The organism is Ruegeria sp. HKCCD8929 (genome assembly GCF_013031405.1).
Lineage (GTDB): Bacteria > Pseudomonadota > Alphaproteobacteria > Rhodobacterales > Rhodobacteraceae > Ruegeria.
The window spans coordinates 53,251-75,307 of sequence record NZ_WPZY01000014.1 but is presented as its reverse complement, the minus strand read 5'-3'; the positions used below and the strand labels follow the sequence as shown (position 1 = coordinate 75,307).

General features: G+C 60.3%; 21 protein-coding genes. 11 read left to right on the top strand and 10 right to left on the bottom strand.

The features are described from left to right. Positions 1–112 precede the first annotated feature (112 nt). The 6 genes from GOX53_RS19220 to GOX53_RS19195 form a co-directional block, all read right to left on the bottom strand. Positions 113–1,288, bottom strand: coding sequence for an ABC transporter permease (locus GOX53_RS19220; RefSeq protein ID WP_171179195.1), 1,176 nt, complete (start codon positions 1,286–1,288; stop codon positions 113–115). Between the two features lie 6 nt (positions 1,289–1,294). Further along, positions 1,295–2,968 (bottom strand): ABC transporter permease, encoded by a 1,674-nt coding sequence (locus GOX53_RS19215; protein WP_171179193.1) that lies wholly within the window; start codon positions 2,966–2,968, stop codon positions 1,295–1,297. An 85-nt stretch (positions 2,969–3,053) separates the two neighbouring features. Beyond that, on the bottom strand, positions 3,054–4,157 hold the full coding sequence (locus tag GOX53_RS19210) for an extracellular solute-binding protein (RefSeq protein ID WP_171179191.1): 1,104 nt from the start codon (positions 4,155–4,157) through the stop codon (positions 3,054–3,056). Between the two features lie 87 nt (positions 4,158–4,244). Beyond that, positions 4,245–5,345 (bottom strand): ABC transporter ATP-binding protein, encoded by a 1,101-nt coding sequence (locus tag GOX53_RS19205; protein WP_171179189.1) that lies wholly within the window; start codon positions 5,343–5,345, stop codon positions 4,245–4,247. Positions 5,346–5,743: 398 nt separating this feature from the next. Next, entirely contained in the window at positions 5,744–7,141 is a 1,398-nt protein-coding gene (locus GOX53_RS19200; RefSeq protein ID WP_171179187.1) for an aspartate aminotransferase family protein, read from the bottom strand. Between the two features lie 58 nt (positions 7,142–7,199). Continuing rightward, on the bottom strand, positions 7,200–7,898 hold the full coding sequence (locus GOX53_RS19195; RefSeq protein WP_171179284.1) for a GntR family transcriptional regulator: 699 nt from the start codon (positions 7,896–7,898) through the stop codon (positions 7,200–7,202). Between the two features lie 143 nt (positions 7,899–8,041). Here GOX53_RS19195 and GOX53_RS19190 point away from each other — a divergent pair, with 143 nt between their 5' ends. From GOX53_RS19190 to GOX53_RS19170, 5 genes are all read left to right on the top strand, one after another. Continuing rightward, positions 8,042–9,127, top strand: coding sequence for a polyamine ABC transporter substrate-binding protein (locus GOX53_RS19190; RefSeq protein WP_171179186.1), 1,086 nt, complete (start codon positions 8,042–8,044; stop codon positions 9,125–9,127). Positions 9,128–9,210: 83 nt separating this feature from the next. Continuing rightward, positions 9,211–10,338, top strand: a complete 1,128-nt coding sequence (locus GOX53_RS19185; RefSeq protein ID WP_171179184.1) for an ABC transporter ATP-binding protein — start codon at positions 9,211–9,213, stop codon at positions 10,336–10,338. Further along, positions 10,338–11,219 (top strand): ABC transporter permease subunit, encoded by an 882-nt coding sequence (locus GOX53_RS19180; protein WP_171179182.1) that lies wholly within the window; start codon positions 10,338–10,340, stop codon positions 11,217–11,219. Before GOX53_RS19185 ends, GOX53_RS19180 begins: the two co-directional genes overlap by 1 nt. After that, positions 11,216–12,031, top strand: coding sequence for an ABC transporter permease (locus tag GOX53_RS19175; protein ID WP_171179180.1), 816 nt, complete (start codon positions 11,216–11,218; stop codon positions 12,029–12,031). The genes GOX53_RS19180 and GOX53_RS19175 overlap by 4 nt, the downstream gene beginning before the upstream one ends. Next, positions 12,031–13,332 carry an FAD-binding oxidoreductase gene (locus GOX53_RS19170; RefSeq protein WP_171179283.1) on the top strand — a complete coding sequence of 434 codons (1,302 nt, stop codon included), beginning with the start codon at positions 12,031–12,033 and terminating at the stop codon, positions 13,330–13,332. Before GOX53_RS19175 ends, GOX53_RS19170 begins: the two co-directional genes overlap by 1 nt. Positions 13,333–13,336: 4 nt before the next feature. Here GOX53_RS19170 and GOX53_RS19165 read toward each other — a convergent pair whose 3' ends face one another. From GOX53_RS19165 to GOX53_RS30315, 3 genes are all read right to left on the bottom strand, one after another. Then, positions 13,337–14,146, bottom strand: coding sequence for an aminoglycoside phosphotransferase family protein (locus GOX53_RS19165; protein WP_254446633.1), 810 nt, complete (start codon positions 14,144–14,146; stop codon positions 13,337–13,339). Between the two features lie 129 nt (positions 14,147–14,275). Beyond that, a complete protein-coding gene (locus tag GOX53_RS19160) occupies positions 14,276–14,944 on the bottom strand; it encodes a flagellar hook capping FlgD N-terminal domain-containing protein (protein ID WP_171179178.1) in 669 nt (222 codons plus the stop codon). Between the two features lie 3 nt (positions 14,945–14,947). Then, a complete protein-coding gene (locus GOX53_RS30315; RefSeq protein ID WP_171179176.1) occupies positions 14,948–16,297 on the bottom strand; it encodes a flagellar hook-length control protein FliK in 1,350 nt (449 codons plus the stop codon). A 185-nt stretch (positions 16,298–16,482) separates the two neighbouring features. On the opposite strand from GOX53_RS30315, the gene GOX53_RS19150 reads away from it, so the two are divergent. From GOX53_RS19150 to GOX53_RS19125, 6 genes are all read left to right on the top strand, one after another. After that, entirely contained in the window at positions 16,483–16,770 is a 288-nt protein-coding gene (locus GOX53_RS19150) for a rod-binding protein (protein ID WP_171179174.1), read from the top strand. Continuing rightward, the gene (locus GOX53_RS19145; RefSeq protein WP_171179173.1) at positions 16,760–17,119 is read left to right on the top strand and encodes a flagellar biosynthesis protein FlgN; all 360 of its coding nucleotides are present in this window, start codon (positions 16,760–16,762) and stop codon (positions 17,117–17,119) included. Before GOX53_RS19150 ends, GOX53_RS19145 begins: the two co-directional genes overlap by 11 nt. A gap of 212 nt (positions 17,120–17,331) precedes the next feature. Next, on the top strand, positions 17,332–18,576 hold the full coding sequence (locus GOX53_RS19140; protein ID WP_171179172.1) for a flagellin: 1,245 nt from the start codon (positions 17,332–17,334) through the stop codon (positions 18,574–18,576). Between the two features lie 70 nt (positions 18,577–18,646). Beyond that, positions 18,647–19,018, top strand: a complete 372-nt coding sequence (gene flaF, locus GOX53_RS19135) for a flagellar biosynthesis regulator FlaF (RefSeq protein WP_171179171.1) — start codon at positions 18,647–18,649, stop codon at positions 19,016–19,018. 1 nt (position 19,019) lies between these two features. Further along, entirely contained in the window at positions 19,020–19,424 is a 405-nt protein-coding gene (flbT, locus tag GOX53_RS19130) for a flagellar biosynthesis repressor FlbT (protein WP_171179170.1), read from the top strand. 47 nt (positions 19,425–19,471) lie between these two features. Next, complete coding sequence (locus tag GOX53_RS19125) at positions 19,472–20,218, top strand: DUF1217 domain-containing protein (protein WP_254446632.1); 747 nt, start codon at positions 19,472–19,474, stop codon at positions 20,216–20,218. Positions 20,219–20,329: 111 nt separating this feature from the next. On the opposite strand, the gene GOX53_RS19120 is transcribed toward GOX53_RS19125, so the two are convergent. Continuing rightward, positions 20,330–21,970, bottom strand: coding sequence for a DUF427 domain-containing protein (locus GOX53_RS19120; protein WP_171179168.1), 1,641 nt, complete (start codon positions 21,968–21,970; stop codon positions 20,330–20,332). Positions 21,971–22,057: the final 87 nt, after the last annotated feature.

Genomic DNA, 22,057 nt, shown 5'->3' with positions numbered 1-22,057 from the left:
CCGTTCACAGGCGAAACTGTCCACTGGACAGTTTACGGGAAGCCTGTTCACCCCACCGGGATATTTTTGAACAGAAGAAGAAAGGGCGCCTTTTAAAGGCGCCCTGTCGTTGTCAGCTTGGTGACATGCCGCGCAGGCGTTCCGAGCGGCGGCGCAGCATTTCAACCGTCGTGAGTAGCAGGATTGAGATGGCCACAAGGATCGTCGCCACGGCAAGGATGGTGGGTGAGATCTGTTCGCGCAGGCCGGTGAACATCTGCCAGGGCAAGGTCTTTTGTCCGGCAGAGCCGACAAAGAGCACCACCACCACCTCGTCGAAGGAGGTGATGAAGGCAAAGAGACCCCCCGAAATCACTCCGGGTAGGATCAGCGGCATCTGTACCCGGAAGAAGGTGGTGACCGGTCCCGCTCCCATATTGGCGGCGGCCCGGGTCAGGGAACGGTCGAAGCCCACCAGTGTTGCAGTCACGGTGATGATCACGAAGGGGATACCCAGCGCCGCATGGGCCAGCACCACGCCGAAGTATGTGCCCTGCAGGCCGATCCGGCTGTAGAAGAAATACATGCCCGCCGCCGAGATGATCAGCGGCACGATCATGGGCGAGATCAGGATCGCCATGATCGCGCGGCGGAAGGGCACATGCGGTTGGCTGAGGCCGATGGCGGCCAGCGTGCCGAACCCGACCGACAGCAGCGTCGCCATGGGTGCGATCTTGATCGAGTTCCACAGGGCATTCTGCCAGTCGGAGTTACTGAAGAAATCCTCGTAGTGCTTCATCGAGTACCCGGCGGGGTCGAACCGCAGCATCTCGGGCGTGAAGGTAAAGAAATCCTGCGCGTTGAAGCTGAGCGGCATCACCACAAGGATCGGCGTGATCAGGAAGACGAAGATCGCACCGCAGATCACGCGGAACGTATAGTGCCACAGCACCTGCCCCGGCGTCAGGTAGGGCGCCAGATGTGCGCGGTAGCGCGATGTAGCCAGCCAGAAGATGAACCATCCGGCAAACCAGCCAAAGAGCGCCCCGACGATAGCAGCCGATATACCGCCCAGAACGAGGCCCGCGATCAGGAACCCGGCGGTGATCAGCCAGCGCAGCGGTTTTTCACGCTCGCGCATACCCGAGAGGACAAATCCCAGCGCCGCCAGCAGGGCCGCGCCGATCACGATGCCGATGAAGCCCGAACCTTGCGCGGTCCCGACGAAGAGGCCGAAGAGCGCTCCGGCCCCCGCAGACACGGCGGCGACGAAGCCGGGGGTTTGTGGTTGGACGGTATTGAGTGCCATGTTCGCTTACCCCAGCTTCACGTTGTCGATGCCGACGATCTGGTCGTAGGCCCAGTAGAGCAGCAGAACGACCACCAGCAGGATTGTCCCCAACGCCGCCGCCAGCCCCCAGTTGAGCGAGGACGAGATGTGGTAGGCGATCCGGTTCGAGATGAAGACACCCTTGGTGCCGCCCACGATCTCAGGCGTGATGTAGTAGCCGATGGCCAGGATGAAGACGAGGATGCTGCCCGCACCGATCCCCGGCACCGATTGCGGGAAATAGACCCGCCAGAAAGCGGTCCAGTTGGTGGCGCCCAGCGACTTGGCCGCGCGCAGGTAGGTCGGGTTGATCGTTTGCATCACCGAGTACATCGGCAGGATCATGAACGGTAGCAGGATGTGGGTCATCGCCACGATGGTGCCGAACTGATTGTTGATCATCACCAGCCGCGCCTCATCCGGGACCATACCGAGCCAGACCAGAACCTCGTTGATCACGCCTTGCTGTTGCAGCATCACTTTCCAGGCCGATGTCCGCACCAGGAGCGAGGTCCAGAAGGGCAGCAGAACCAGGATCATCAACACGTTTGCCGTGCGCGTCGGCAGATTGGCCAGAATCCATGCCACCGGATAGCCCAGCAGGATGCAGGATCCGGTGATGATCAGCGACATGATCAGGGTGCGGGTAAAGAGCGTGATATAGATCTGCTGGTTCTCGGGCCGTGCCTCGATGCCGTCGGTGCCCTTTTGCAGGTCCACGGCGTTCAGGAAATAGCCGTTGGTGGTGCGCGGGCTGTAGATCTGGATCGTCTTCCAGTTTTCGCTGTCGCCCCAATCCTTGTCGATATCCAGAAACGCTGGCTTGAAGGCAATAGGCTCCAGCCCTGCAACCGCCTCAGCCGCCGCTTTCAGCGCGTCGGCGCCGGGGCCGGCATAGCCGTCAAGCCGTGCCGGATCGGCTTGCAATTCGGTGGCGAGGGCCACAAAGGCGGTCTCCCACGGGTCTTCCTCGGCCACGACATCGTTGTCCGCGACAGCGGTGAACAGAGCGAAATCGGTGTAGGCTTGGGTGGTTTCCGGCAGGATTTCCGAGATTGCGGAACCAGGCACGAATCCGATATCGCCGCTGAAACTGGTGTCGGTCAGGTTGCTCAGCCGCTGGCGCCCGGCGCTCAGCGGGGCGTCATTGGTTTCGGCACCCGCGCCGCCGGTCATGATCTCGAACCAAAGCGCCTCATCCTTCAGCGCCTTGTCGGACGCATTCTCGATCGCTTTCACATGGTCTTCGCCGATATCATCAACCTTGCGCCCGGAACTGCGGAACAGCGACGAGATGCCGGTGCGTTCATAGTTTAGCCGCGTGCCCAGCTTGGTGTGTTCCTTGGCCTCGGCGGCTACGAACATGTCGTAGTACAGCTCCTGAAACACCGCCTCGCCGGGGGCTTCACCGGAATTGCTGTCCCATTCCTGCAGGGCCTGCACCGTGCGCGGCAGGGTGGTGACGACGATCTTGTTCTCGACCGAGCGGAACAGCATGTCTGCAATCGGCGCGATGAAGGTGAGCAGGACAAAGAGGAGCAGCGGCGCAATCAGCATCAATGCGCGCAGCTTTTGCATGCGTAGTGCGCGGGCCAGGCTGCGTTTCAATGGTGTGCCGTCGGCGGCCAACACCGGTCCAGAGGCGGTCGAATCGCTCATCTTTTCCCCGTTGGTGTTTGTTCTTTGAGGGTGGATAGGGCCCGGCGGGCCCTATCCGTCACTATCCGATCAAGCGATCAGGCGATCACTTGGCCAGCCAGGCCTGGAACTTCGCGTCGATATCGTCGCGGTAGTCAGCCCAGAACTCGTAGTTGTAGAGGAACGTGTTCTTGGCGTTTTCCGGATCGGTCGGCATATGCGGTGCCATGTCGATGCCAAGATCGGCATGCTGGCCCACCAGCGGAGCCGACGAGGCGCGTGCCGGGCCGTACGAGATGTACTTGGCCTGATCCGCCAGACGCTGGGTGTCGGTCGCAAAGTAGATGTAGTCCAGCGCGCGGGCCTTGCGTTCGTCGGACAGGCCAGCCGGAATGATCCAGCCATCGAGGTCGAACACCTGCGCGTCCCACAGCATGGCAACGGGCTGTTTCTGCTCTTCGATCACGCTGAACAGACGGCCATTGTAGGTCGAGCCCATGACGATCTCGCCATCGGCCAGCAGTTGCGGCGTGTCGGCGCCCGCCGACCACCAGATCACCTCGTCCTTGATGGTGTCGAGCTTGGCCAGAGCCTGCTCTTGCCCTTCTTCGGTGGCCAGAACATCATAGACGTCTTCCTTGGCGACCCCGTCACAGAGCAGTGCCCATTCCACGTTGTTGATTGGGCGTTTTTCCAGTGCGCGCTTGCCGGGGTAGGTTTCGAGGTCGAAGACGGCGCAGACATCTGTCGGCGGGTTATCCCCAACCAGATCGGTGCGATAGCCGAAAGTGGTCGAGTAGACGATCTGCGGGATGAAGCAGTCGCCGACCAGCAGGTCGCCGAAATCATCCTCGGCCGAAGTCCCATCGGGCGCCGCGGCCAGATGCTCTTCGGGGTCGATCTCCATCGCCAGACCTTCGTCGCACAGGCGCAGCGCGTCTGCGGCCACCACGTCAACCACGTCCCAGGTGACGTTGCCCGCTTCGTTCATCGCGCGCAGCTTGGCCACCGCTTCGGCCGAGCTTTCATCGTTGATGATCTTGACGCCGGTCTTTTCCGAATAGGGCTCGTGATAGGCCTTGAGCTGCGACTTGGAATAGGCGCCACCCCACGAGACGATGGTCATCTCGTCGGCCATGTCCGCTGCCATCGCCATCGGGGCGACCAACGCGGTGGTTGCGACCAGTGCGGTCAGGTTCATTAGCTTCATTTGGTTCTCTCCTTGTTGATTTTCTTGCGTTTTTGCAATTGTCGTTTCTTCCCGACCCTGGTCGGAAAGGGGGCACTGTTGCCGGCCTCAGGCGTCAAGCGCGCGGCAATCGTCAGGCAGCCAGCCAATCTCGATCTGCTCGCCGCGCTGAAGACGGGTTTGGTCGGGTGCGTTCCGGGTCTTGATGATGAACTCATCATTTCCGGCCACCCGCAGACGGGTGCGGAAGATATCGCCCATATAGATGAACTCAAGCACCTCGGCCTTCAGCGTGTGGGCGCCTTCCTGCAGGCGGTCCTTGTTGTATTCGACGCGTTCGGGCCGGATCGATACGCGGGTACGCTCACCCGGCTGTCTGACATTGATCGGCTTGCAGTCGATCAGTTCGCCATCGTCCAGTTGCACCACGGCAATGCCGTTGTTGATTTCCTTGACCTGCCCCTCCAGCGTGTTGTTCTCGCCGATGAACTGGGCAACGAAGCTGTTCGAGGGTTCCTCGTACAGCTTGTCGGGTGGCGCCAGTTGCTGAATGCGGCCGTCGTCGAACACGGCGACGCGGTCGGACATCGTCAGCGCTTCGGTCTGGTCGTGGGTCACGTAGACCACGGTAATGCCCAGGCGGTGGGCCAGATGGGTGATCTCGAACTGCATCTTTTCGCGCAGTTGCTTGTCGAGCGCGCCCAGCGGCTCGTCCATCAGCACCAGTTCGGGTTCGAACACCAGCGCACGCGCCAGTGCGATCCGCTGTTGCTGACCGCCCGACAATTGCGCCGGACGGCGACCACCGAAGGCCCCCATCTCGACCATGTCGAGCGCGCGCATCACCTTTTCCTCACGCGCGGATTTGCCCAACTTGCGGACCTCCAGCGGAAAGCTGAGGTTTTCGGCAATCGTCATGTGCGGAAACAGCGCGTAGTTCTGGAACACCATGCCAATGCCACGCTTGTGCGGCGGGATGTTGTTGATCGAAACACCGCCCAAACGGATATCGCCATGGGTCGCAGTCTCGAACCCGGCCAGCATCATCAGGCACGTGGTCTTGCCGGAACCCGACGGCCCGAGCATGGTCAGAAACTCGCCTTTTGGCATTGTGAGGTTAAGGTCTTTGACGACGAGCGTTTCGCCATCATAGCTTTTCTGAACGCGCTCGAATTCTACGAACGCGTCTTCGGTGGACGCTTCAGCCAAGTCAGGCTCCCCATTGATTGTGTCCGGCGGGTTGTCCCCGCGCTTGTTCTTCGATCTAATCATACCCACTATATGAAACGCTAGGTACGAATTTAATAATTTTCAGTTACCCCCGGGACGAAATTCGTAACGCCGATTGGGTGATCTCCTGAAAACTCTTCGCTACATCTTTGCTGAACTGTCCGGGTTGAACGTCGGCATTTTACGACGCGTTGCGGCGTCGTTACGACATCGGAGTGTCGCTTTTGATATTGAATCAGGCAGAGGCCAGTGGCCGTGCGCGCCTTCATCTTCGGTCGCCTGACTGCGGATTCGCCGGAATAGAGGCGAAGAAAATGGGGCCAATCTCATTCTGAGATCGGCCCCCGGCAAAGACTCCACCGCAATTCAATTTGGCGTTACGACGCCTCTCTCATCAGCCCTTTTTCCAGGATCTCGGTATGTGCTTCGTCCAGCGATCTGCGGATGCGAACGAACATCTCGTCAATATCCGCCGGTGTGAGGATCAGTGGGGGAGAGATGATCAGTCGGTCGCCCACATGGCGCATGATCAGGTTATTGGCAAAACAGCGGTCCCGGCAGATATTGCCGATTGTGCCTGGCTCGGATGCGAATTTCGCCCGGGTTGCCTTGTTCGGGGTCAGTGCGATTGATGCCATCATGCCGACGATCCGTGCCTCGCCCACCAACGGATGGTCGACGAGTTCCTCCCACTTTTCCTTGAGATAAGGCGCGGCGACATTCTGAACGTGGCCGATGATGTCCTCTTCCTCGAGGATGCGCAGGTTCTCCAGCGCCACGGCGGCGGCGACGGGATGGCCGGAATAGGTGTAACCGTGGTTGAAATCGCCGCTGCCAATGACCTCGGCCACCTCGTCACAGACGATCGAGCCGCCGATGGGCGCGTAGCCGGAACTCAGGCCCTTTGCGATAGTCATGATATGCGGCTTGATGCCGACGGTCTGCGAGCCAAACCAGTTGCCGGTGCGGCCAAAGCCGCAGATCACCTCGTCCGCGATCAGCAGGATGTCGTATTTGTCGCAAATGCGCTGGATCTCGGGCCAGTAGGTGTCGGGTGCCACGATCACGCCGCCCGCACCCTGCACCGGTTCGGCGATGAAGGCGGCAACGCGATCTTCGCCCAGTTCCTCGATGGCCTCTTCCAGTTCGCGGGCCCGGGCAAGGCCGAATTCTTCGGGCGTCGTGTCGCCGCCTTCGGCCCACCAGTTGGGCTGATTGATATGGTGAATATCGGGGATCGGAATGCCGCCCTGCGCGTGCATCGCCGCCATACCGCCCAGCGAGGCCGAGCCGATGGACGAGCCGTGATAGGCGTTCTTGCGGCTGATGATGATCGACTTTTCCGGCTTGCCTTTGGTCGCCCAATAAGTGCGTACCAGACGGATATTGGTATCGTTCGCCTCGGACCCACCGGCGGCAAAGAAGACGTGGTTTAGATCCCCCGGCGCCAGGTTGGCGATCTTGTCGGCCAGGGCGATGGCCGGCACGTGGGTGGTCTGGAAGAATGTGTTGTAATACGGCAGCTCGCGCATCTGTCGCGCGGCGACATCGGCCAGTTCGTCACGGCCGTAACCGACATTCACGCACCAAAGCCCGGCCATTCCGTCCAGGATCTCCTCCCCCTCGCTGTCGGTCAGGTAGACGCCCTTGGCGCGCGTGATGACGCGTGCGCCTTTTCGGCCCAGTTCGCCATTGGCGGAAAACGGGTGCATGTGATGAGCGGCATCCAATGCCTGCAACTCGGCAGTGGGCATGTGGTTGGTGATGGTCGACATCGGAATCTCTCCTCCGGAAAAGGGGCCAAGAGACACAATATGATCAAATTTTACGGTGTCAATCGAATGATGATTGAGGGGTGCGTTTCGTCGAGACGCCGCCCATCAGTTCCATACCCTGTTCTACATCCTGCGCCACGGCCTGTGCGACGTCATCCGGCGTGCCGCCCCTGAGGGCGCTAATGATGTCCTTGTGCCGATCTGGCAGGCTCTGGGTGCCAAATCGCCCGCAAACCATGCGTAGCGAAGGCCCGAACCGTAACCAGAGTCGTTCGGCCAGATCGCTCAGAACCGGTGCATTGGCCTGGGCATAGAGCGTCGCGTGAAAGGCATGGTTGTAACGCAGATACCCGCTAACATCACCGGCCTGAATGGCGGCGTCAAGGGCGCGGTCGATGGCTTCGACCTGATTGATTTCACTTGTCCCCATGTGCTGTGCTGCGCGGCGGGAAAGTTCAGATTCGATTGATTTCCTTACGTAAATCAGTTGCTCGATATCGCCATCGGACAGCACCGGCACGCTGACCCTCCGGTTGCCCTGGAACATCAAGGCCCCGTCCGAGATCAGACGGCGGATTGCTTCGCGCACCGGGGTCATGCCGACGCCGAGCGAATCAGTCAGCCCCTGAATGGTCACCGCCTGCCCCGGAACCAGCTCTCCGAACAGAATCTGGGACCTGAGAGTTTGGTAAACCTGCTCGTGCGCAGGGCGTTTGCCCTCTTCACGATCTGTTTCCTGAGCCTTATTTTTGATCATATTCAACAGGGTTACCTCGGTCCGGAGGGCTGAAACGGCGGGTGTTACACCCATGAAACCATAAATTTTGTTGCCGCAGAAGGCAAAACTTGATCAAATCCCGGCAGACGGGAGAATACCCGTCAAATCGCAGGGAGAAGAATATGAAGATCAAGACGCTGACACTCACAGCTGTGATTGCGTTGGGGACTTCGGCGGCCTTTGCCGAAGAGGTGCGGGTCTACAACTGGTCCGACTATATTGATGAAGAGTTGCTGAAGAAATTCGAGGAAGAGACCGGCCTGACGCTGATCTACGACGTCTTTGACAGCAACGAGTTGCTGGAAACCAAGATGCTGGCAGGCGGGTCCGGCTATGACGTGGTGGTGCCGACGGGCACCTTTCTGCAACGGCAGATTCAGGCGGGGGCCTTTCAGAAGCTCGATGAGGCCAAGCTGTCCAACGCCGGAAACATGTGGGAGGTCATCAAAGAACGCACAGCGCAATACGACCCCGACAACGCCTATTCGATCAACTATATGTGGGGCTCGACCGGGCTGGGCGTCAATGTGAACAAGGTCAAGGAGGTTCTGGGCGAGGACGCGCCGCTGAACTCGATGGACCTGATCCTCAAGCCCGAGAACATGGAAAAGCTCAGCCAGTGTGGTGTGCATTTCCTGGATGCCCCGACCGAGATCATTCCGATGGCGTTGCAATACATCGGTGAGGACCCCGACAGCCACGACAAGGACGTGATCGCCAAGACCGAACCGGTGCTGATGGCAGTGCGCCCCCATATCCAGAAATTCCACAGCTCGGAATACATCAACGCACTGGCCAATGGCGATATCTGCGTGGCCGTGGGCTGGTCGGGTGACGTGCTGCAAGCGCGGGACCGTGCGGCCGAAGCCGAGAATGGTGTCGAGATCGAATATCACGCCTTCAAGGAAGGCTCGCTGATGTGGTTCGACCAGATGGCCATCCCGGTGGATGCCCCCAATCCGGAGGGCGCGCACAAGTTCCTGAACTTCATCATGGAAGGGCAGAACATGGCGGCGGCATCGAACTATGTCTACTACGCCAATGGCAACAAGGCCGCGCAGGAGTTTCTGGAAGAGGGCGTGATCGGCGACAGCGCGATCTATCCGGACGACGCGACGATGCAGAACCTCTACACCACCACGCCCTATCCGGCGAAAACGCAGCGCACGGTGACGCGGCTGTGGACCAAGATCAAGTCGGGCACCTGATCCGAACCTGACGCGGCGGGGCGGCAGTCTGCTGCCCCGCCAGCCTGACCTCAATCGACACAGTCAGCTCGCGGGGATTCGATTTGAACACTTCAGTTTTTGCGCCTTGGGACGATCCCGGGGAGAAGCCGCTGATCCAGTTCCGTAACGTGACAAAGCGGTTCGGCGAATTCACCGCTATCGACAATCTGTCGCTGGATATCTTCGAAAAGGAGTTCTTTGCCCTGCTCGGCCCGTCGGGCTGCGGCAAGACCACGATGATGCGGATGCTGGCCGGGTTCGAGACGCCGACCGAGGGCCAGATTATGCTGGCCGGGCAGGATATCGACCCGATTCCGCCAAACAAGCGCGCGGTGAACATGATGTTCCAGTCCTATGCGCTGTTCCCACATCTCAGCGTCTGGGAAAACATCGCCTTCGGCCTGCGCCGGGACAGCATGCCCAAACACGATCTGGAAGAGCGGGTGGAAGCGATGCTGCGGCTGACCCGGCTGGAGCAGTTCGCCCGCCGCAAGCCGCACCAGATTTCCGGTGGTCAACGCCAGCGGGTGGCGCTGGCGCGGTCGCTGGCCAAGGCGCCCAAACTGCTGTTGCTGGACGAACCTCTGGGGGCGCTCGACAAGAAGCTGCGGCAGGATACCCAGTTCGAGCTGATGGATATTCAGGAAAAAACTGGCACCACCTTCGTGATCGTGACCCACGATCAGGAAGAGGCGATGACCGTGGCCAGCCGCGTCGCCGTCATGGATCAGGGTCAACTGATGCAGGTGGCGACACCGGACCGGATCTACGAAACCCCGAATTCGGTCTACGTGGCTGATTTCATCGGAGACGTGAACATCATTCGGGGCCGCGCGCGGCAGAATGGCGGCGACGGCTATCACATCGACTGGGCCGAAGGGCAGGAGGCGCTGACCGCCGCCTCAGACAACGGTTTCGACACCGGGCAATCCTGTCATCTGGCTATCCGGCCGGAGAAGGTGGCTATCACCGCCGAACGTCCCTCTGACGCCGCCAACGCGGTGCAGGGTAAGGTGCATGACATCGCCTATCTGGGCAATCTCTCGACCTACTATGTCGAACTGCCCAACGGCATCATCATCAAGGCGCAGACCGCCAATACCCGCCGCATCTCGCGCCGGTCCTACACCTGGGAAGACCCTGTCTGGCTGTCCTGGACCGCCACCGCAGGCGTTCTGCTGGCGAATTGATGCGCCGCGCCTTTCTGATCGCCGTTCCCTATCTGTGGCTGTTGGCCCTGTTTCTGGTACCCTTTGTCATCGTCCTCAAAATCTCGCTGTCCGATGCGGCCATCGCCCGCCCGCCCTACATGCCGCAATTCGACTGGGCCGAGGGTATCTGGGCTTTCTTGCGCGAACTGGATTTCGAGAATTTCATCTTCCTGACCGAGGATGACCTGTATTGGAAAGCTTACCTCTCCAGCGTCAGGATCGCGGTGGTCTCGACCCTGCTGACGCTGATTGTCGGCTACCCCATCGCCTACGCCATGGGCCGCGCGCCCGAGGAATGGCGCCCCACGCTGATGATGCTAGTGATCCTGCCCTTCTGGACCTCATTCCTGATCCGCGTCTATGCATGGATGGGCATCCTCAGCAACGAAGGGGTTCTGAACCAGTTCCTGCTGTGGACCGGGATCATCTCGGCCCCGCTCACCATTCTGAACACGCCCACGGCGGTCTATATCGGCATCGTCTACACTTATCTGCCGTTCATGATCCTGCCGATCTACGCCGCGCTCGACCGGCTGGACGGATCGCTGATCGAAGCGGCCGAAGATTTGGGATGCTCACGGGTGCAGGCGTTCTGGCTCGTCACCATCCCACTCTCGCGCCCCGGCATCATCGCGGGCTGTTTTCTGGTTATGATCCCGGTGATCGGTGAATTCGTCATCCCCTCGCTTCTGGGTGGTTCGGGCACGCTGATGATCGGCAAGGTGCTGTGGGAGGAGTTCTTTTCGAACCGCGACTGGCCGGTCGCCAGCGCCGTGGCGGTGGTGCTGCTGCTGATCCTGGTGATCCCCATCGTGCTGTTCCAGCGCAACCAGCAGAAACAGGCGGAGGCTGAGCAATGAACAGACTAAGCTGGTTCAACGCGGTCTCGCTGACGCTGGGCTTTGCGTTTCTCTACATCCCGATGATCATCCTGATCGTCTACAGCTTCAACGAAAGCAAGCTGGTGACGGTCTGGGCCGGGTTTTCAACCAAATGGTATGGTGAACTGATCCGGAACGAGGCGTTTCTGAACGCCGCGTGGGTCACGCTCAAGGTGGCGGTGTTCTCATCCACGCTGGCGACGATCCTAGGCACCATGGCGGCTTACGTGCTGGTGCGCGGCGGGCGATTTCTGGGACGCACGCTGTTCTCCGGCATGATCTACGCACCGCTGGTGATGCCCGAGGTGATCACCGGCCTGGCGCTGCTGCTCCTGTTCATCGGCATCGGACTGGACCGGGGCGTGCTGACTATCGTGCTGGCGCATACGACCTTTTCGATGTGTTACGTCTCGGTGGTTGTCTCCTCGCGGCTGGTAACTTTTGATCGCTCACTGGAGGAGGCGGCGTTGGACCTCGGGTGTTCGCCGGCCGAATCGTTCCGTTTGGTGACCCTGCCGATCATCGCCCCGGCGGTGATCTCGGGCTGGTTGCTGGCCTTCACCCTGTCGCTTGACGATCTGGTTATCGCGTCCTTCACGTCCGGTCCGTCAGCGACCACGCTGCCGATCAAGATCTTCTCAGCCGTGCGTCTGGGCGTGAGCCCCGAGATCAACGCACTTTCGACCATCATGATTGCCATCGTGACCATGGGTGTAATCACTGCCTCGCTGGTGACCAAACGCGCCATGGTCCGGCAGAAACAGGAAGAGCAGGCTGCCGTGCGCGCATGATGATACGGATCTTCCCTTCCTACACCTACGGCCCCGGTCCGCGTGAGGGCTGCTGGTGGAACGAGACCATAGCTGCGCCGCATTGGCCGGTGCTGGCTGGGAAAGTTAACGCGGATGTCGCTGTGATAGGTGGCGGTTTCACCGGCCTCTCGGCAGCTTTGCATCTTGCCCAGGAAGGGGCCTCGGTTGTTGTGCTTGAGGCCGAGACGCCCGGTTGGGGCGCCTCGGGCCGAAATGGTGGCTTCTGCTGTCTGGGCGGCTCCAAACTCGACTATCCCGCCATGGCCCGCAGATATGGAGCCGACGCCGCAGATGCCTACGCACAGGCCGAGCGTGACGCGGTCGCTTTGGTGGCCGATCTTCTGGCCCGGTACAGGATCGAGGCGGACACCCATTCCAAGGGCGAAACCCAGTTGGCCCATACCCCGCGCGCGATGGAGGCGTTGCGGCGTTCAGCCAGCGACGAAGGTGTTCTGCACGAGGCTGAAGACCTGCCCGGCCTTGGCTTTGGCGGGCCGTTTCATGGTGGGTACACAACCCCTGTTGGCTTCGGTTTGAACCCGCGCAAATATCTGTTCGGGCTGGCGGACGCGGTGCGGAATGCCGGGGGCAGCCTGTTCGCCCAAAGCCCGGCCACTGCGATTACACGAACGGATCAAAGGCACGCTGTTGCGACGCCGAAGGGCCGGGTGGAGTGCGAGACGGTCCTGATCTGCACGAATGGCTATTCTAGCGAGGATGTGCCGGATTGGCTGGCCGGGCGCTACATGCCCGCACAATCGACGATAATGGTCACCCGCCCGCTCAGCGATGCCGAGTTGCAGGCGCAGGGGTGGATCTCGGACCAGATGTGCTACGACACACGCAACCTGCTGCATTATTTCCGGCTCATGCCCGACCGCCGGTTCCTGTTTGGGATGCGCGGCGGGCTGATGTCTTCACCCCGGGCCGAGGCCGCGATCCGCGCCCGGGTCCGCCGCGATTTCGACCGGATGTTCGCGGCCTGGACCGGTGTCGAGGCCAGCCACATGTGGTCGGGCCTTGTCTGTCTGTCGCGCGACCTCAAGCCCTACGTTGGCCCGGTTCCCGGTCGGCCCGGCCTGTTCGCCGGACTGGCTTATCACGGCAACGGTGTCGCTATGGGCACTTATTGTGGGCGGGCGCTGGCGCAACTGGCGCTGGGCGGGCCAACGGCCCTTCCCTCGGTCCTGTCGCAGCCGCCAAAGCGATTCCCGCTGGGTCGCTTTCGCCGTGTCCTGATGCCGCCGATCTACGCCGCTCTCGCGTTGAGCGATCTCTGACCGTTTACCCTATTTTGAGCGTTTCCAGCTCCAACTCGAACCCGGACGCATAGTCTGATGCCCCGTTCCGGCTGCGCCACAGGCAATAGGCGGCCATACGCCATGCATACCAGGGGCGAAGCGCATGATATCGATCTACGACTTCCGTTGCGCCGTAGGCGGCGAGAAACCGGCCGATCTCGGCCTGGGTCAAAGGATTGCCTCGGTATAGTCGCTGCATGGCGGGAGAAAGGAATAGCGCCAGATCCTCACAGGGATCGCCCAGCGCCGGGCACTGCCAGTCGATCAGGGTCGCCTTCCCGTTCGCCACCAGAATATTGCCCGCCACCGGGTCGCCGTGGATCAAGCAGAGTTCTTGTGCAGGAGGTATAACAACGTCGGGGCGCAAGGCGTCGAGGGCGTGGCGGTCATCCGGATCGCACAAACACGCGATCCGCGCGCCATGCCGGGCCAGATCGTCGCTGCCATCGCAACCCTTTGGTGCCTCGACCCGCGTCGGGTGCGCATGTACCTGCCGAAGAACACGGGCGGCTGTTTCCGGGTTTTTCCGCCAGGGAGTTCCGGGCGCGTGATCATAAAGCACCCAACTTTCTGCGCCGATCTGCCCTGCCGCTCTTAGGCGCGGTGCAAAACCGGTGCCCTCGAATGCCCGCAGACATGCCGCCTCAAGCCTCGCATCGTTGCGGAATAGCGGGTTCCTAAAACCGGTCTGATAAAGCTTCAGCACCCGGTCGCATTCAGTGCCCAATAGCCTCCACACCCGGTTGGTTCGCCCGCCATAGAGCGTCTCGAACCGGTCGGAATCGCCAGCCAACCCCTGCGCGTGGAGCTGGGCGACAAGGGCACTCGGAGGAGGTGTGTCGGGTTGCAGTGTCGTGCTCCGCAGCTTGAGCGGGCAGATTGCCCGGGAACAGGTATGGTTTGACCTGTCCCGGTGCCCAGATCAACTCCCTGCGCGCACGGCGGTAACCACTGAAGACTGGATGACCTGCCCGCCCGCCAGTGTCAGGATAATGTCACCATCCTGGATCTGCGCTTCGGTCACCCGGTTATAGGTTGCGACAGGATCGTCGGCGATCATTGTCCCATCCTTGTGACTTTCGACCGAAAACGTGTAGAGGCCGGACGGATAAGATGCCCCGGCATCATCGGTTCCATCCCAGGTGATGGACTGCGCCGAGACCGGAATTTCATAGCGTTCGACCACAGTGCCCGTGCTGTCGCGGACATTCAGATACGCCTTGTCCGCCGTATTGTGCACTGTGGGTGAAACCGTAACCGGCGCGCCGGAAAAATGCGCGGGAGCCAGCGCGCGCACGTCCATGCCGACCCATCCGGCCAGTTCCGTCATGTCGGATGCGCCAAGCTGGTTGACGAGATTGGCCAGCATGTTGTTGGTCTGGACCTGCTGCTCGACCATCGAGAATTGCGCAAGCTGTGCGGCGTATTCCGATGAATCCAAGGGCTCCAACGGGTCCTGATTCCGTGCTTGTGCGGTGAGCATCTTCAGAAATGTTTCAAAATCCGATGTCAGCGCCGAAGTGTTGCTTGCCGGAGCGGGGGCAGGGGTTCCGGTGGTGTTCCCAACCGGATTTCCAACAGGTGTGGTCATAGATCAAAGCCTCAGGTCAACGCCTGGCCCGCCGATTCGCTGCGGGGCGTTGGGCGATGGTTGCTGGTCACCCGGATCGTGCCCGGATTTGGTCGCTTCACCTTCAGGGTTTTGCGGAGCGTTCTCGGTATCTCCGGTTGCCGTACCGAACTCGAACGCGACTGATTCGTATCCCAGTTCTCGGAATTCAGTGGACAGTTCCGCGATATGGCGCCGCATCAGATCCAAGGTTTCCGGCCGTTCGGACGAAATCGACAAGATCAAAGCGTCGTCGCGCGTGCTCAGTGCCATCGAGACCCGCCCCAACTCTTCCGGATTGAGCGTGATGTCCACGACACCCGCTCCGGCGCGCGCCGAGACTGCGGCCGACAGCTGGCCGGCTACAGCCCGCGCCAATTCGGCTCGCGTCGAAGGAAGCTGCGCGAGCGGAGCCCGGTCAGCACTATTTGCTTGCGACGATCCCAAAATACCGCTGGTTTCTCCCGGGTCTGCCGTCTCTAGCCAGAGATCCTCGGCAAGCGACGCGGCAGTAGAGGTGCGTTGTTCTTGGTCAGGCACAACTGCCGGAGAGGGTGCTGCTGGTCCTGACGAAACTTGCGGTCTGACAGGCTGGACGCTGGCAGAGTGGGAAGACGTTTCGGCGGCCTGACCGGCTTTTGGAGACAGCGGACCGATAGGCTCAACGACAGCACTCTCAGAGCGCGCTGTGGATTCCGCAAGCGAGCCGCGCACGCTGGAACCAGTTGCCAACTGAGCTTCAGGCCGCGTGTGGCCCGCGCCTGATCTGGTGGTCATTCTTAACGCCGCGACGTTTTGTGTAGTGGCTCCGGCGTCCGCTGCGAACGCAGTCTTGTCGTGCATCTTAACAGTGCCGGACAGATCGGTGGAACTAGAGTGAACCTCGTTACCCTTTCCGCCCATCGGTCCAGTGAGAACAAATTTGCCACTCGCCGAGTCCAGTTCCGGGTGAACCTTCCCGTTGCTGAATTGCGCGTTCTCGGATGAGCTCGTAGCGCCAGGATGCGCCTGCGCGGCTGGCGGCGCGCTAATGTTCGGCGCTAATTGAGGGTCCGCACGCTTCGTGCCTTTTGCACTGTCGTCAGCCCCGGAAGCCACCCGCGCGCGCGTAATCTCCCTTGCATTGGCTGGTACGTTAAGAAACAGCGCATCCGGCGCAGGTTCCTTGGCGAGTTCGGTCGGCCCCCGGACTGTATCCGGACTGGTATCGCCCTCCACATCGGGCGAATCGGTTGCCACCTCCCGCGCCTGAAGATCTGGACGCTCGTCCTCCGGCGCATCCATGAACCGGTCGAACGAGTCCTTCCCGCTGGATTTTCCCTTGGATTCCTCCACGTGGGGACGATCCCTTTGCAGGGCGGCACCGCCATTCGCAGAGGAGGTTGTGTTCAATAACGGCGTCAACATCGGTATCCGGTGATTTGAAGTGTTCGCCCAACCATTGCCCGCAACGGGTTACGTTTATTTTAACCGCTTTCCATTTTGATCGAGACAGTTCGAGACAAATCCCGAGGGAAACGATGAAGATACAGCCCCCTTCAACCGTAACCGCGCAGCCGCCACCCACCCCGGCAAAAAATGAGGCATTGCGGGATGCCGCCGTGGAACTGGAGGCGGCCTTTCTGGCCGAGATGCTCAGATCTGCGGGCCTCGGAAAAACACCCGAGGCATTTGGCGGAGGCGCGGGCGAAGATCAGTTCGCCTCGATGCTGGTGCGCCAGCAGGCCGAGCAACTGGCACGCGCGGGCGGCATCGGACTGTCGGAAACTTTGTTCAACGCATTGATGGAGAGCGGCAATGCCACATGATTCGTCAAAGGGCCTGATCACGGCGCTTGAGGAACTGCTCGATCTTGAGCGTAGCGCGCTGATCGATGGTGAGCTGGACCGGCTGGGCAATATGATGTCCGAGAAGGAAAAGCTGATCGAGGCGATCAACGGGCAAGATGATATAGAGGGGCGGCGCCTGACGCGGGTTCACGAGAAGATCACTCGCAACCAGGCGCTTCTGAACAGCGCGATGGAGGGGATTCGCGCGGTTGCCAACCGTATGGCCGAATTGCGCCGGGTCAGTCAGGGGCTCGAGACCTATGATAGTGCCGGCCAGAAACAGCGCTATCCGGTGCGCCTGCAGGCCAAGCTGGAAAAACGGGCTTGAGCGTCCGCTTTGAATCAAATTCGAACAACGCGACCTGCCCGTTTTAGCAATCCGTTAGGGGAAAGCGGCCAAAGGTGAGCCCGCACCTTGAACAACGGGTGGCGCGAACACCGAACCGGTAACTCGCAGACGTCAGAACGACATAGCGCCCGCTTTGCTGCGGGATGAAACCTGGGTGGTGAACCGCCCAATGACTGAAGGAACAAAGAAACATGTCCAGTATTCTGACAAACAACGGCGCAATGGTGGCGCTGCAGACCCTGAAATCGGTCAATAAGAACCTGGCAATGACCCAGAATGCCATCTCGACCGGCAAGGACGTCGCTACTGCCAAGGACAACTCGGCCGTTTGGGCGATCTCCAAAGTAATGGAGTCGGATGTCAAAGGCTTCAACGCCATCAAGGACAGTCTGGCGCTGGGAGAATCGACGGTGGCGGTGGCGCGAAACGCCTCTGAAACCGTGACCGATCTGCTGACCCAGATGAAGGGCAAGATCGTTGCGGCGCAGGAAGACAACGTCGACCGTGCAAAGATCAACGATGACGTGACCGCGCTGCGGGATCAGATCGCATCGGTGGTCGGGGCCGCGCAATTCAACGGTCTCAACCTGGTCGATGGTTCTGCGGGTACCGCCTCGGTTCTGGCGTCGCTTGACCGGGACAATGCCGGTAACGTGACGGCCTCGTCGATTTCCGTTGCCAGTCAGAACCTGTCCACTGGCGGTTATGCCAGCAAGGGCGTTCTTGCCGGGTCTGACAACGCGACCACGGACAATGACGCTGCTGGATTCACCATGGACAAGACCGGTGGTTCGGGTGACATCGTGATCGACAGCTCGACCGACAACTTCGCGGCGGGTGACACTGTGTCGATCACCATCGGTGACAAGGTTGCGTCCTACACGGTGCAGGCCGGGGATTTGGATCCGTCGGGCACCTATGATGCAAACTATACCGATGCCATCGTTGCCGTCGGGTTGAAGAACCAGATCGATGCACTTGGGATTACCGGCGTGGAGATCGACTATGACTCCAGTTCGGCTCCGGGCACGTTGTCCTTTGTGACTGGTGCGGGTGGTGTCGATGCTGATCGTGACGTGACGGTGTCGGCCCAGTTCACCAACGCGGGTTCCGGTGGCCTTGCTGCGCTGAGCTCAATCGATGTGTCGACCGACGCTGGTGCTGCAGCGGCACTGGGCACTATCGAGACGCTGATTGACACGTCGATCGACGCCTCGGCGGCCTTCGGTTCTGCCCAGGGGCGGATCGAGACTCAGAAAGAGTTCATCTCGAACCTGTCTGACTCGTTCAAATCGGGGATCGGCGCGCTGGTCGACGCAGATATGGAAGAAACTTCGGCCCGTCTGCAGGCCCTGCAGGTGCAGCAGCAACTGGCCACGCAGTCGCTGTCGATCGCCAACCAGGCGCCGCAGTCGATCCTGTCGCTGTTCCGCTAACCGATCTGACCAGGGCGTTCGCGCCCTGGTCCCTTCTCTTTCGTGAATTCTTCAATTGTAAGGACATGACGTGAACGCGCTGACACAGGCACGGCGGGCTTATTCCGCGACATCCACTCCGATCCGAACCCCCAGAAACATGGAATATGAGGCGATCTCACGGATCACGCACCGGATACATTCGGCGGCGAAAAAGGGGAATTCGGCCTTTGGGGAACTGGTCGAAGCCCTGTATGACAACAATCGGATGTGGACCGTGTTTGCAACCGAAGTTGCTAACGCGGATAACGGCCTAACCTCGCAGTTGCGGGCGCAATTGTTCTACCTCGCAGAATTCACGCATGACCACACCAGCAAGGTGCTGCGGCGCGAGGCCAATGTGATCCCCTTGCTCGAAATCAATGCGGCCATCATGCGTGGCCTGCGCGGTGGAGGTGCCTGACATGAGCGGATTGGTACTGAAACTGGCGCCGAAGGAACGTGTTCTGATCAATGGCGCGGTCATCGAAAACGGTGATCGCCGCGGGCGTTTGTCCATCGTGACACAGGATGCCAATATCTTGCGGCTGCGCGATGCGATCCATCCGGAAGAGGCGACAACTCCTGTGCGCCGGGTCTGCTACGCGGCGCAGTTGGTGCTATCAGGCGACAGCGATGCGGAAACCACGCGACTGTCGCAGTTGCGGCGGATTGAAGAACTGAGCCAGATTTTTACCGACCGCGACAGTCGTCGTGCGCTGGCCGAGGCAACGGATGCGCTGATTGCGAACCATCACTACAAATGTCTAAAAGCCCTACGCACCCTGCTTCCGCGTGAGGAGCGCCTGATGGCCTTTCGCCCACAATGACCTATCAGCCGGTTTTGATCTCGACCGGAATCGCTGGATGGCGGTTTATGCAGCGCACCTATCAGGCGCAGCTGGACGCCTTTTCGGGATCGAATGTCCGGCAGCGGGAGAACGCATACTTTTTGGATAAGATCAAAGAAGTGAACACCGCCGAAGACCTTGTTTCCGACCGGCGCCTGCTGTCGGTGGCTTTGGGGGCGTTTGGGTTGGAGGGTGATCTCAATAACACCTATTTCATTCGCAAGATCCTCGAAGATGGTACGGGGTCGCAGGACGCGCTGGCAAATCGTCTGGCGGACAAACGGTATCGCGAGTTCTCGTCCGCTTTCGGCCTTGGGCCGGGGGAGTTTTCCAAGACCGGCTTGCTGACCGACATGGAAGAGATTGTTCGCAAGAACCAGGTGGCGCAGTTCGAAATCTCGGTCGGTGAGCAGGATGATACGATGCGCACCGCGCTTTATGCTGAGCATGAGCTGGCGGATCTGGCCCAGCGAGACATCAGCGACGATGCAAAGTGGTTTAACTTGATGGGCTTGTCGCCACTGCGTGGCATGATGGAGACCGCTTTGGGGCTACCAGCGAGTTTTGCTCAGCTCGACATCGACCGGCAGCTCGACGTGTTCAAGGACAAGTTGCGGGGGCTGACGGGTTCCGAAACGATTGACCAATTCACCGACCCCGACGTACGGGACCAGTTGACCACCGCCTATCTGGCGCGATCGCAGATTGCCGCGTTGGGCGGTGGGTTTTCATCGGCGCAGACCGCGTTAACACTTCTTCAGAATATCCGCTAACGCGTTGCGGAAACGCCTAACATCATTGGTCGCCAATCTTGCGAGAGCGCGAAGCGCGGCAATGTGTTGGCGGTTCAAGTTTTTCCAGAAACATTATCAGGTGCCGTCCCGTCATTCGCCCGGCGATTGGGCCGCGGCGTCGGTATCAGTCTCCGATTGATATGTGACGGGGTGGGTTCTGGCCCGGAAGACCTCGCCATCCACACGGGTGCGAACCGCATAAGAACTTACCGGTTGCGACACGTTGTGCAGCCGGATCTCACCTAACGGAATCGCGTCGGTGCAGACCGGCTCGATGTCCTTTGAGACAACGATACGGTGACCTGCCACCTTGCCGAAATCGCCAAGCCGGGCCGCGATATTGGCGGCTTGGCCGATCACGGTGAAATCCAGCCGCTCTTGCGAGCCGACATTGCCATAGGTCACGCGGCCATAGGCAAGTCCGATGGCGCAGTCACATTGCACGTCAGTTTCGGACTTGCGCATCTCGGCCAGCCGCTCGACGATTTCCACCGCCGAACGCAGGGCGTGACACTGTGCCAGCGCCGCGTCGTCTCCGGCGGGGAACACGGCGAGAACCGCGTCTCCGATGAATTTCAGCACCTCGCCGCCATGCTCATGGACGATGCCGGATACGGTCTCGAAGAACTCGTTGAGCAGTTTAATATACGCGCCGCGATCCAAACGCTCTTCGAGCATGGTCGAGCCGCGCAGGTCGCAGAACATGATGGCGGCATCAATCTCATCCCCGTCGCCGCGGCGGATCTCTCCACCCAGCACCCGGGCGCCGCTGCGTTTGCCCACATAGGTTTCCAGAAGCGTCTGCGCGTTTTCGCGCTGCATGAAGACCTCGTAAAACCGTCCGATCACGGCAGAGCATTCGAAGATCAGGCCCAAATTTTCGGTGGTGAAGCCATCCGGATGGTCGCAAGTCAGCGTCAGCACGTTGGTGCGTCCGTCCGAGAATGGCATGGGCATGGCAACATAATCGGTCGCCCCCTTGGCGCGCAGATCCTCCATGATCGGAAAGCTGTTCTCCGGCTGGTCGTCGTTCAGCCGCTGGCGCACGCCGCCCAACCCGTTGGACACGTGGCGTAGCGGACTGTTGGTGTAGGCCGGATGGCTGTGAATCTCATAGGTCGGCGCGAAGGTCGAAATTTCCTCTTCGCCCTTCTCCCAGATATAGTGTTTGCCCGCGATCAGCGGGTGCAATGACCAGACAAGGATGCTCAACCGCTGAATGGCGATGCCGTGTTCAAGCATCTTCTCCGCCAAGGCCCGCGTGAAATCCTCGGGGCTTTCAAGGCCCGATGCGCCGCGCAGCAGCCAGTCGATCAACGGGCCGCTGATATTGCCGTCATCCGTTTCACGCAGTGTATTCTCACCCAGATCTATGCGGGAATAGGCGTCGGGCATGAAGCCGATATGGCCTTGAATCCCAGCGCTTTCGGGCAGTGCGTCGTCGTAAGCCCAAACCGAATTGGCCAGACGCTCCTCTCCCAGCACGATGTCGCGATAGGTCGCCGTGCCCTTGAACGGGCAGAACGTCTGCAACTCGGTCGGGTCGCTGAGGTCGGTCGCCACATCCTCACGCGGGAAATAGACGGTGGGCGGCAGCCGGGTTTCGTACATCACTTTGGCATGGGTGCTGGCTGCCAACAGGGTATTGCCGCGATAAATTGCAACACGGCCCTGAAGCGGCTCAATGTCGATGCCATAGCCTTTGACCTGAGGGGTGGCGTGGACGTTCATCTGTAACCTCCCTTTCGCCTGCGCTGTTTAAGGATGGGCGCGAACACGGTCATTTCCAAGGTCTGCGCAGGGTTTTTATCGAATGAG